Source organism: Desulfobacterium sp. N47 (assembly GCF_051233685.1).
GTDB lineage: Bacteria > Desulfobacterota > Desulfobacteria > Desulfobacterales > RPRI01 > RPRI01.
Map to the genome: position 1 here is coordinate 1 of NZ_JBAMMY010000074.1, position 10,563 is coordinate 10,563.

The following is a 10,563-nucleotide window of genomic DNA, read 5'->3' on the forward strand; positions in this document are numbered from 1 at the left end:
CGAACTCTGAATGAAATCCTCTGAGTTCTTCAATAAAATCATCTACATCATGACGCTCAAGATCAAATTTTGGAATATGGTATGGGTCGTCTTGAATCCTGCATTCCGGCAACATAAGCTACCTCCTTTTTGCGGTTGTTCCAGAAAGTATAGCAGATTATGTTGCATTGTACAATATTAAATTAAACTAAATATCGTTGTAGGGGGATGATCTGATCAGATTATCCGAATCAGATGTTTTATCGGCTATTAAGCCGAAAAAATCAAAGACAACTCTTAGCGAGTCAAAAAAACATTTAACAGGCAAATTATGCATTGATAATGTATTAACAGTTGATAATGGTTCCGATGCATTAACGGTTGATAAGAATTTATTTACTTCAACTATTGATAAATATAGTAATTTAAAAAAGATATCATGCCCAAACTCAAAATGCCCTTTTTGCGGCATTGAAGGTAAAGATAATATAGTTTCAAATGGAACATACAAAAGAAAAGGGAAAAATAATGGTCGCAGATTTCTTTGTAAAGAATGCGGCAAATCTTTTTGCAACAGAACCGGAACTATTTTTTATGATATCAGGTCTTCAGAGGAAAATTTTCTGAACGCACTAAAATTTATGGCCAAAGGAATGCCTTTGCGACGTGTAACGAAATTATTGGGAATCGAATTCCGTACACTTCGTCACTGGTTAAATATTGCTGCAAGACAAAATACTAAAATAGATATCATACTGATAAATGATATGAAGGTTTCTCCAACCGAATTAGCTACTTTGGGCTTATGTTAAAAAAAACGCCCTGCGCCAGAGAGCAGTTCTTTATAACCAATATAAGAATATATGATAGATTTATGCCCATAAACCATTTTGCCCTAAATTTTGCTTATTCCATCTTTTGCTAATGCTGATATATTTTTAAGTAACTGAATTTACTTTTACAGATTTATATCTTATTATCTGCAATATCTTTATACTTATAATTGTTTTTTGCAATCATCCGGTCTCTTTTATGCTTTTTGGATTTACGCAGTATAGATCTTTTTCCAGAGTGTTTTTTTATTTTTTTATTTCTTATTGTAGTCCTATTTTTATAAGATGTCTTTGCTAATAAAGGTTTTGTTTGAGTGCAATAAACAAGCGGTTCTTCACTATTTTCTTTTATTTCAAATCCCTTTGCAATAAGTGTTTCTGACTGTTTCCATAGGTCCTTTCTGCTCGGACTTCCGAGAAGAGCTATTATAATTTTATCATTTTCCCGTTCGGCTGCTCCCACAAAACAGTGACCGGCTCTTCTTGTGTATCCTGTCTTTCCTCCAATAACCTCTTCATCAGACCATAAAAGCTTATTTGTGTTTTTTAAATGTATGGGCATACCATCAAGAGTTGTAATTTCAGCAAAACGTGTTCCTATTATTTCTCTAAGTTTTGGATATCTAAGTGCATATTGTAATATCTTTGATAAATCCGATGCTGTAATATATTGCCCCGGTCCTGGAAGCCCGTTTGGATTTATAAATCTTGTGTTACTTGCTCCAATTGCAACTGCTTTTTTGTTCATAAGTTCTACAAACCCATCTACAGATCCGGAAACTCCTTCAGCCAGAGCAACGGCTGCATCGTTAGCTGAGCCAACCAATGCTGCATAAAGTAGTTTCTCAACAGTTACCTTATCTCCTGCTTTAAAACCTGCTTTATGGGGAGATACGTTTGATGCGGTTTTACTCACTGTAACAAGATTGTTGAGGTCAGCATTTTCTATAGACACGATTGCAGTCATTAATTTTGTGGTGCTTGCAGGAAAACATTTGAGATCAGGGTTTTTAGCGTAAAGTATTTTTCCTGTTGTTACATCCATTGCCACAGCAGCTCTGGTGTAAGTAGCTATATTCGATTTATTTTTATAGTTTGTTTTGTTTTGAAGCTTTGGATTGTTATCCAAAGCGAAAATTAAACCTGAATGAAAACAAAATGATATAACAATCACAAAACAAATCAATGGTAAATAATTTTTCTTTTTGGAATGAAATTTTATCACCGGATATTCCTTCCGCTTTATGGGTCTGCTTGATTATTTTTAATATATAGCCGTATTTGGTTTGAATAACAACAATTATTGTAAATGCAACTACATTTAATACAAAATATTATTTATAAATTACAAAAATTTCATCTGACACCTTTTATATGAATATGTATTATAACTATTCCGGATATTCACTATTCTATAATTTTAAAATATATTGGGTTGACACATAAAATAATATCATACATTAAGCCACTTGGGCTTATAACAATATGTATCGGCAGAAATATAAAAATATTTATCAGTTTATGCATATTAAAATTGATATCCATCAGATAACATTTCTAAATATTATATTGATTGCTGATTATTGGCCAGACATTTGCAAACAAGTGCCTTTGGTGTTGCTAAATTATTAAAAAACACGCAAAAAGTCAGCCAACTGGCTAAAGTTGAATAAACATATGATTAGGTATATTATAAAGCCCGGATCTGATTTTTTGATGTAAATTTTATATATTCTATCAGGAATATCAATTTGAAAAAGCTTTTAGTTATAGACAATTACGATTCTTTTACATTTAATCTTGTCCAGATGTTTATGTTATATGATCTTTCTATCAAAATTCATAGAAATGATATGATCACTATCAGACAGATTGAGGTGATGAAACCGGATTATATTCTTATAAGTCCCGGCCCTAAGGGTCCGGCAAATGCCGGCATATCGACACTTATAATAAAAAGTTTTTATGAAACAATTCCAATTCTTGGAGTTTGTCTTGGAATGCAATGCATTAACGAGGCTTTTGGTGGCAATACCGTTCGCTCTTTTCAGCCTATGCATGGAAAAACCAGCATAATTGATCATAATAACAGCGGAATTTTTAAAGGTATGCCACTTCCTTTCAGGGCAGCACGATATCATTCGCTCATGGTAAAAATGAATGGCAAAACGCTTGCTGTTACAGCCACTACTTCGGATGGAACTGTTATGGGACTTTCTCATAAAGTTTATCCCCTGCATGGTGTTCAATTTCATCCTGAAAGTTTTTTGACTGAAAATGGGCGGATTCTTGTAGATAATTTTTTAAATATTAATATGCGCTGAAATCTGGATAATAATGCCTGCAAACAATAATTTTAAGATAAGTACAGAAAATAATTACAGACAAAAAATTGTATTGCGCGAATCGTTTATGGATTTTGCTTCAAGGTTTGCTCATCTTGCCGGTACTGTGGTTCTTATGAGTGGCGGAAAACAGGATTGTGCGAGATATCATATACTGGGAATTTTGCCCTGGCTGACTTTTTCAGGCTATAATCAGAATCTAACCATTACTACCTCAGAAGGAACTCTTCATTATAATTCAAACCCTTTTGATGTGCTTAGATTTATATTAGATAAATACAAAATCAGTGTTGTTTGTAACGATATCCCATTTTTATCGGGGCTTATGGGCTACTTGTCATATGATCTCAAAGATTCGCTTGAAAAATTACCCAGAACAAGCCTTAATGATATACAACTGCCGGATATATTATTCTATGCTCCTTCAATAACAGTTGTTCATGACAGTTTAACCAATGAGACAGAGCTGATTATTTCTCCGCAAAATAAGGATAAAGACAAAGCCCTTCATACATTCAGACAAATCTGTGAAGACGGAATTTCAAAAAAAACAAATGAAATATATGCAGGAAAGTTCACATCCTGTTTCAACAAAGATTCATATATTGAAGCCGTTAACAAAATCAAAGAATACATCAAAGCTGGTGATGTCTATCAGGTCAACCTGTCACAGCGTTTTATAGCTGATTTTGCAGGAGATGCTTTTGCCCTTTTTGCTACACTGTACGAAAAAAATCCCGCAGCATTTTTCTCATACATTAACGGCGGCACTCTTCAGATCATTTCCACTTCCCCGGAACGCTTTATACTTCAACAGGCAGCCCGGATTGAAACAAGGCCGATAAAGGGTACACGACCAAGGGGTGCAACACCTTCACAAGATGAAAAACTGAAACGGGATCTTTTGGAAAGTAGTAAAGATGATGCTGAATTATCCATGATAGTTGATCTTCTTCGCAATGATTTCGGCAAAGTATGTAAAGCCGGATCCGTTAAGGTAGTGGAGCATAAAAGAATAGAAGCCTACAGGAATGTATATCATCTTGTATCTGTTGTTAAAGGAATTCTTAAAGATGATAAAGACCAGGTAGATTTAATCAAGGCGATTTTTCCGGGAGGATCAATAACAGGTTGTCCAAAAATAAGAGCTATGGAAATCATTGATGAGCTTGAACCATGCCGCCGTCATATCTACACCGGATCAATCGGTTATATAAGTTTTCATAACACAATGGATTTTTCAATAGCAATACGAACTATCAGCCTGATAAACAACAAGATTGTTTATTCTGTCGGAGGAGGGATAGTTTTGGACTCAAATCCTGAAGATGAATACGATGAAACCTTGCACAAAGGCCGGACAATAATGAATGTATGTGAAACAACACAAGAAGCCGTAATTGAAAAATCATTCATCTGGCATAACGGTTTGTTAAAACCTGATGATAACGCATATGTTTGTGCTTGCAGCGAAGGTTTTATGTATGGATATGGTTTTTTTGAAACAATCCGTGTAAATAAAGGTAATCCTGCTTTTCTTAATGAACATATCCATAGATTCAATAATGCATGGGAATATTTTTTTAAAGGTTCCCCACCTGATTTAACATGGGAAGATATAATTAAACAGGTGATTACAGCAAACGGGCTTTTAAATGAAACGGCTTCCGCAAAGATTATTGCAGCAAAAGGCGGAGAAAAATATTCTATGGCTGATTATGATTTATTGGTTTTGGCAAAGCCTTATTCAAAAAGGCCTCAGATAGAAAGTAATAAAGGATTAAATCTTGCACTGTATTCAGAACCAAGGCAAACTCCTCTTGCAAGATATAAGACTCTAAATTATTTATACTATTTACTTGCAGGACAATGGGCAAAAGAAAAGGGCGCTGATGAGGCGCTGGTAGTTAATCCGGATGGAAGTATATCTGAAACAAATACAGCAAATATTTTAATTATTTATGGTAAAAAAATTTTAAACCCGGTTTCAACTCATGTGCTTTGTGGTATAATGGGAACAGCAGTTAAAAAGCTGCTGTCGGAATGGGGCTATCAATTTGAGGATAAACAAATTTTACCGGATGATTTATTTGCTGCTGATGGTGTGATTCTAACAAATTCTCTGATGGGAGCTGTTCCAGCAATTGGGTTAGATGGTAAAAAACTTAATAATTCATTTGAACTTTGCGAAAGAATAAATAAGGAAATACTTTAATTTTTTTGTGGAGAAAATATGTTTGGTATTAAAAACAGTTTTGGTACAAAAGCAATTATTAAATTGGATAATCAGGAAGTTACATATTTCAGTTTAAATAAACTCGCTGATGCAGGTTTTAATAATCTGTCACGTTTTCCTGTTTGCATAAAAATACTTCTTGAAAATCTTATCAGAAACGAAGATGGTTTATTGTTTACAGAAAAAGATATTAATAATCTTGCTTCGTGGGATATAGACAAAGAAAGCTTTGAATTGCCATTTATGCCTGCCCGGGTCCTTTTGCAGGATTTTACGGGAATTCCGGCCATAGTTGATTTAGCAGCAATGCGGGATGCTGCAAATCGTCTTTATGGAGATCCTTCAAAAATCAACCCCCGCATACCTTCAGAGCTGGTTATTGATCATTCGGTACAGGTTGATTCCTTCGGCAAAACAACTTCTCTTGAAGAAAATATTTATCATGAGTTCAAACGCAATTCCGAGCGCTATACTTTCTTAAAATGGGGACAGAAGAATTTTGATAATTTCCGTGTTGTTCCTCCGGCAACAGGCATATGTCATCAGGTTAACCTTGAATACCTTGCAAGAGTCGTTTTTATAAAAGAGACCGGAAGCACAAATACTGTTTTTCCTGACAGTGTATTTGGTCTTGATTCCCACACAACAATGATAAATGGAGCAGGAGTGCTTGGATGGGGTGTGGGTGGAATAGAGGCTGAAGCCGTGATGCTCGGAAATCCATATTATCTTCTTTCTCCTCAGGTGCTTGGTTTTAAACTGACCGGAAAACTCTCCGATCAGGCAACTGCAACAGATCTTGTATTATATATAACCGAGCTTTTGAGAAAAAAAGGCGTTGTGGGAAAATTTGTAGAATTTTACGGACCCGGCTTATCAAGCTTAGGCTTGGAAGATCGTGCAACCATTGCAAACATGGCCCCTGAATATGGAGCTACAATGGGATTTTTTCCGGTTGATGATATTACATTAAAATACCTTCGATTAACAGGCCGTCCCGATCACATTGTCTCTCTGATTGAAACATATACAAAAGAACAGGGACTTTTCAGAGAAGATACCGATAGCGCGCCGATGTTTAATGATTCTATTGAATTTGATATGAGTTCGGTTCAATCGTGTATTGCAGGCCCTAAAAAACCTCAGGAAAGGATTCCGCTTTTTCAGGTTAAGCAGGTATTTAATGAAACAAATAAGGCTGATCATGATTGGAACAAAGATCATGTCAACATAGATATGGATGGAGTATCGGCAAGCATCGGGCATGGTTCTTTAGTAATAGCTGCAATAACAAGTTGCACAAATACTTCCAATCCTTCAGCTCTTATTGGTGCGGGACTTCTTGCAAAAAAAGCGGTTTTACAAGGCCTGTCGGTTAAACCATGGGTAAAGACAAGCATTGCACCCGGTTCCAAAGTAGTATCCGGCTACCTTAATAAATCGGGACTATTGTCATATCTTGAAAAGCTAAAATTTAATATTGTTGCTTATGGATGCACTACCTGTATAGGAAACAGCGGGCCACTTAATGATTCAGTTGCAAAAGCCATAACCCAAAACAATTTTCTTGTTGCTTCGGTATTAAGCGGCAACCGGAATTTTGAAGGAAGGATTTCTCCTCTTATACGCGCAAACTTTCTTGCTTCTCCGCCACTTGTAGTAGCTTATGCGATAGCCGGCAAAATCGATATAGATTTTGAGACTGAGCCGATAGGAATAACCAAAGATGGCAAGGCTGTTTTTCTTTGTGAAATTTGGCCCTCTGCCAAAGAGATCAGACAAATTTTAAAAACTCTTTTAACTCCTGATATGTTTATAAAAGAATATTCCACCGTATTTGAAGGGTCAAAACAATGGCAATCACTTTCAGTCTCTGACGAATCAACTTTTAAATGGGCCACCGATTCAACATATATAAAAAATCCGCCTTTTTTTACTTCCATAACTAAAACAATTCCAAAAACGGAAGATATTAAAAAGGCAAGGGTGCTTGCTCTTCTTGGAGATTCGATAACAACCGACCATATATCCCCTGCCGGAGCAATTCCTGTTGATAGTCCTGCCGGAAAATATCTTATCAGTAAAAATATATCACCTGTCGAATTCAACTCTTTTGGCTCGTATCGCGGAAACCATGAAATTATGATGCGAGGCACATTCGGTAATATCCGCTTAAAAAACAAGCTTGCTCCGGGTACTATCGGAGGATGGACAAGGTTGCTTCCGGAAGAAAAACCAGTGCCTATATATGACGCTGCAATGGCTTATAAAAGTATGGGCGTTCCTCTGATAGTGATAGCAGGCAGAGAATATGGAACCGGAAGTTCACGTGACTGGGCGGCAAAAGGAACATTTCTTTTGGGAGTTAAAGCAGTGATAGCGGAAAGCTTTGAAAGAATTCACCGCAGTAATCTTGTCTGCATGGGAGTACTCCCTCTGCAATTCGAAAAAGGGATAAATCATGAGGCGCTGGGATTAGATGGAACCGAGGTTTACGGTATTGAAGGAATTGAAAACGATTTTTATCCTCAAAAAAAGCTTTTGGTTTCAGCTTGCCGCAAAGATGACAGTAAAACAGTATTTAATGTTATCGCAAGAATTGATTCCGGATCAGAGATGAACTATTATATCAACGGCGGAATACTTCCATATGTTTTAAGAAATATATCTGATAATTGAAACTGAAAGATATCACATTTTCAAAATACTAGCCTTAAAATCGGAAACGTAAATATCATCATTGTCATGTTGTGAGAATATTATTAAGTGCGCTCTTTATATCCGGATATTTAAACATAAAACCATATTTTAAAAGTCTTTCGGGAATTACACGCTGGCTTGCCAGAATGGAAGCTCCGAATTCTCCCAACAAAATCTTTATTATAAAAGCAGGAGCAGGCATAAAGGCCGGCCTGTGAAGAATTCCTGCAATTGTTTTAACCAGCTCAATGTTTCTTACGGATCCGGGAGCTGTAAAATTTAAAGCTCCGCTTACAGATTTGTTTTCAAATATAAAAAGCATTGCCGAAATAAGATCTTCAATATGAATCCATGGAAACCATTGCTTTCCGTTTCCAAGAGGTCCTCCGACAAAATAGCGTATGGGCGGTATCATTTGTTTTAACGCCCCGCCGCCTTTTCCGAGTACAATACCAAAACGCGTTACAGCAACTCTGACTCCTTTGTCTTTTGCCTTAAATGCTTCTTTCTCCCAATCTGTGCACACTGTAGCAAGAAAATCATTTCCGGCAGGCTCATTCTCAGTCAGTATATCATCTCCCCTGTTTCCATAATAGCCCGCTGCCGAAGTGCTGCAAAGAGTTATATCTCTATCTGAGGGAAGGGCTTCAACAAGATTGCGTGTGGTAAGTATTCTGCTTGAGTGTATGGATTTTTTATAATCATCGTTCCAGCGATTGAATATAGATCTTCCGGCAAGATTGATAACAGCATCAACGTCATTGAGTTCCTCTTGCCAGGAGCCTTTTTGAGTTGTATCTGCTAAGACATATTTTAAATTCGGATGCCTCAATGCATTATCTGACAGAGGTCCGCCAACAGATATGACATAATATCCCTTTTTGACAAAGGCATCGGAAAGATACGATCCTATAAAACCTGTTCCACCGGTAATTAATATCTTCATATTTGATATTCCTAACTTCGGTAAATGCAATTTTATTTCAAGAATAACGTATATTAAATGCAATAATCGATGAAAGTTAAACGCTATTTTCCAAAAAAGGTATAACTCGCATTAAGCGTAATAAAAAAGTGGGAAATTGAAGCTGAAATGATTATAAAAACAGGGTAAATTTGATTGTCTTTCAATGTTACCCTGTTTTATGATTAAGCTGTGAGTATATTAAGATCCTGTGCTGCAAGAGCCGCCTGTGCCGCAACTTGAGCATGCAGAAGGAGCGCTCATATCTAATCCGGATGTAATTTTGAAACCGATTTGGCCATAATCTACTTTAACCGGTTTGGCTTTTTCAAGAAAATCCTTGTTAATTATATATTTAAAGCCATCTACCTCATATATTTTATCAGATTCATTGGGCTCATCCAGAGCCAGTGCCAGAGAAGGCCCACCTCATCCACCCTGGTTTAAAAAGATTCTGACAGGTGTTGCTTCTTTTCCTTCAAAGTATTCAGCTATCTGTTTGCTAGCCGTTGGTGTTATCTCAACCATGTTAACCCCTCCTCATTATATTAGTTTAACCTCTATGCTGTTTGTTTGAGCAAAATAAAATATCTTTCATTTGCCTTGTTTGTAAACTAATTATAGAAAGAGTGTTTGTCAATCTTTATTGAAAAACAAGGTCATTCATAAATGCCGGTTAATAATACCTGTGATATTTGGCCGATATCAACTTACCATTGATTTAACTTGCTGATTTAAATGTTATATAATTTTTATAAACATCAAAATCTTTTGCAGAAAAAAGAATAAAAATAACTTTTGTTAAAGAGCTATTTCTTTTATCCAAAAAGCTATAAGTGGTATTTATGGCGATTTTGCATGCATCTTCGATCGGATATCCATAAACTCCACAGCTGATCGCAGGAAAAGCTATGGATTTTATATTTTTTTCTGAAGCCAGTTGCAGGCTGTTTAGATAACATCGGGATAATAAAATGCTGTCTTCCGGTTTTCCGCTGTACACAGGGCCTACAGTATGAATTACATATAAAGCCAAAAGATTATAACCATTTGTAATTTTAGCTTCTCCTGTATCGCATCCTCCAAGTCTTTTGCATTCTTCCAGCAGTTTCGGGCCTGCCCCACGATGGATTGCTCCGTCAACTCCGCCTCCTCCCAGAAGAGAATGGTTTGCTGCATTGACTATTGCATCAACATTAAGTTTTGTAATATCTCCTTGCTTAATTTCTATTTTATCAAGAACTTCTTTTTTCATGTTCATCCCCTGTTAATAAATGATGTGAATTATTGAGCCAGCTTAAAGGCGGGTATTAATTTTAATCGCAGAAATAAATATTTTTATTGAACGTATATATCAGACAACCTATATATAGTGTCTGAACGGAAAGTCATAGTTTTTTTAAAGTCAGCCGGATAGCTGATGGCAGTTTATTAAATTACTACCATTCAAATCATTGGCATCCGATTGTGAATCAAGTTTTTGCGATATTTTCTCAACAACCGGAC

6 protein-coding genes are annotated in these 10,563 nt (G+C 36.2%); 3 read left to right on the forward strand and 3 right to left on the reverse strand.

Annotated elements, in window-relative coordinates; all coding sequences use genetic code 11:
- Positions 1–945: 945 nt before the first annotated feature.
- Positions 946–2,037, reverse strand: a complete 1,092-nt coding sequence (locus VXK47_RS04450; protein WP_435547567.1) for a D-alanyl-D-alanine carboxypeptidase family protein — start codon at positions 2,035–2,037, stop codon at positions 946–948.
- Between the two features lie 526 nt (positions 2,038–2,563).
- Here VXK47_RS04450 and VXK47_RS04455 point away from each other — a divergent pair.
- The 3 genes from VXK47_RS04455 to acnA are packed head-to-tail and all read left to right on the forward strand — an operon-like array spanning position 2,564 to position 8,072.
- A complete protein-coding gene (locus tag VXK47_RS04455; protein WP_435547568.1) occupies positions 2,564–3,136 on the forward strand; it encodes an anthranilate synthase component II in 573 nt (190 codons plus the stop codon).
- Between the two features lie 13 nt (positions 3,137–3,149).
- Positions 3,150–5,372 (forward strand): aminodeoxychorismate synthase component I, encoded by a 2,223-nt coding sequence (gene pabB, locus VXK47_RS04460; protein WP_435547569.1) that lies wholly within the window; start codon positions 3,150–3,152, stop codon positions 5,370–5,372.
- An 18-nt stretch (positions 5,373–5,390) separates the two neighbouring features.
- Positions 5,391–8,072 (forward strand): aconitate hydratase AcnA, encoded by a 2,682-nt coding sequence (acnA, locus tag VXK47_RS04465; RefSeq protein WP_435547570.1) that lies wholly within the window; start codon positions 5,391–5,393, stop codon positions 8,070–8,072.
- A 64-nt stretch (positions 8,073–8,136) separates the two neighbouring features.
- Here acnA and VXK47_RS04470 read toward each other — a convergent pair whose 3' ends face one another.
- Positions 8,137–9,039, reverse strand: coding sequence for a TIGR01777 family oxidoreductase (locus VXK47_RS04470; protein ID WP_435547571.1), 903 nt, complete (start codon positions 9,037–9,039; stop codon positions 8,137–8,139).
- A gap of 739 nt (positions 9,040–9,778) precedes the next feature.
- Positions 9,779–10,312: a macro domain-containing protein gene (locus VXK47_RS04475; protein ID WP_435547572.1), complete on the reverse strand. Its 534-nt coding sequence runs from the start codon at positions 10,310–10,312 to the stop codon at positions 9,779–9,781.
- Between the last annotated feature and the right edge of the window lie 251 nt (positions 10,313–10,563).

What these genes read in the sequence shown, in the direction of transcription:
- pabB (WP_435547569.1), top strand. Translation starts at nt 3,150, where the DNA reads ATGCCTGCAAACAATAATTTTAAGATAAGTACAGAAAATAATTACAGA.
- acnA (WP_435547570.1), top strand. Translation starts at nt 5,391, where the DNA reads ATGTTTGGTATTAAAAACAGTTTTGGTACAAAAGCAATTATTAAATTG.
- VXK47_RS04470 (WP_435547571.1), bottom strand. Translation starts at nt 9,039, where the DNA reads ATGAAGATATTAATTACCGGTGGAACAGGTTTTATAGGATCGTATCTT.
- VXK47_RS04475 (WP_435547572.1), bottom strand. Translation starts at nt 10,312, where the DNA reads ATGAAAAAAGAAGTTCTTGATAAAATAGAAATTAAGCAAGGAGATATT.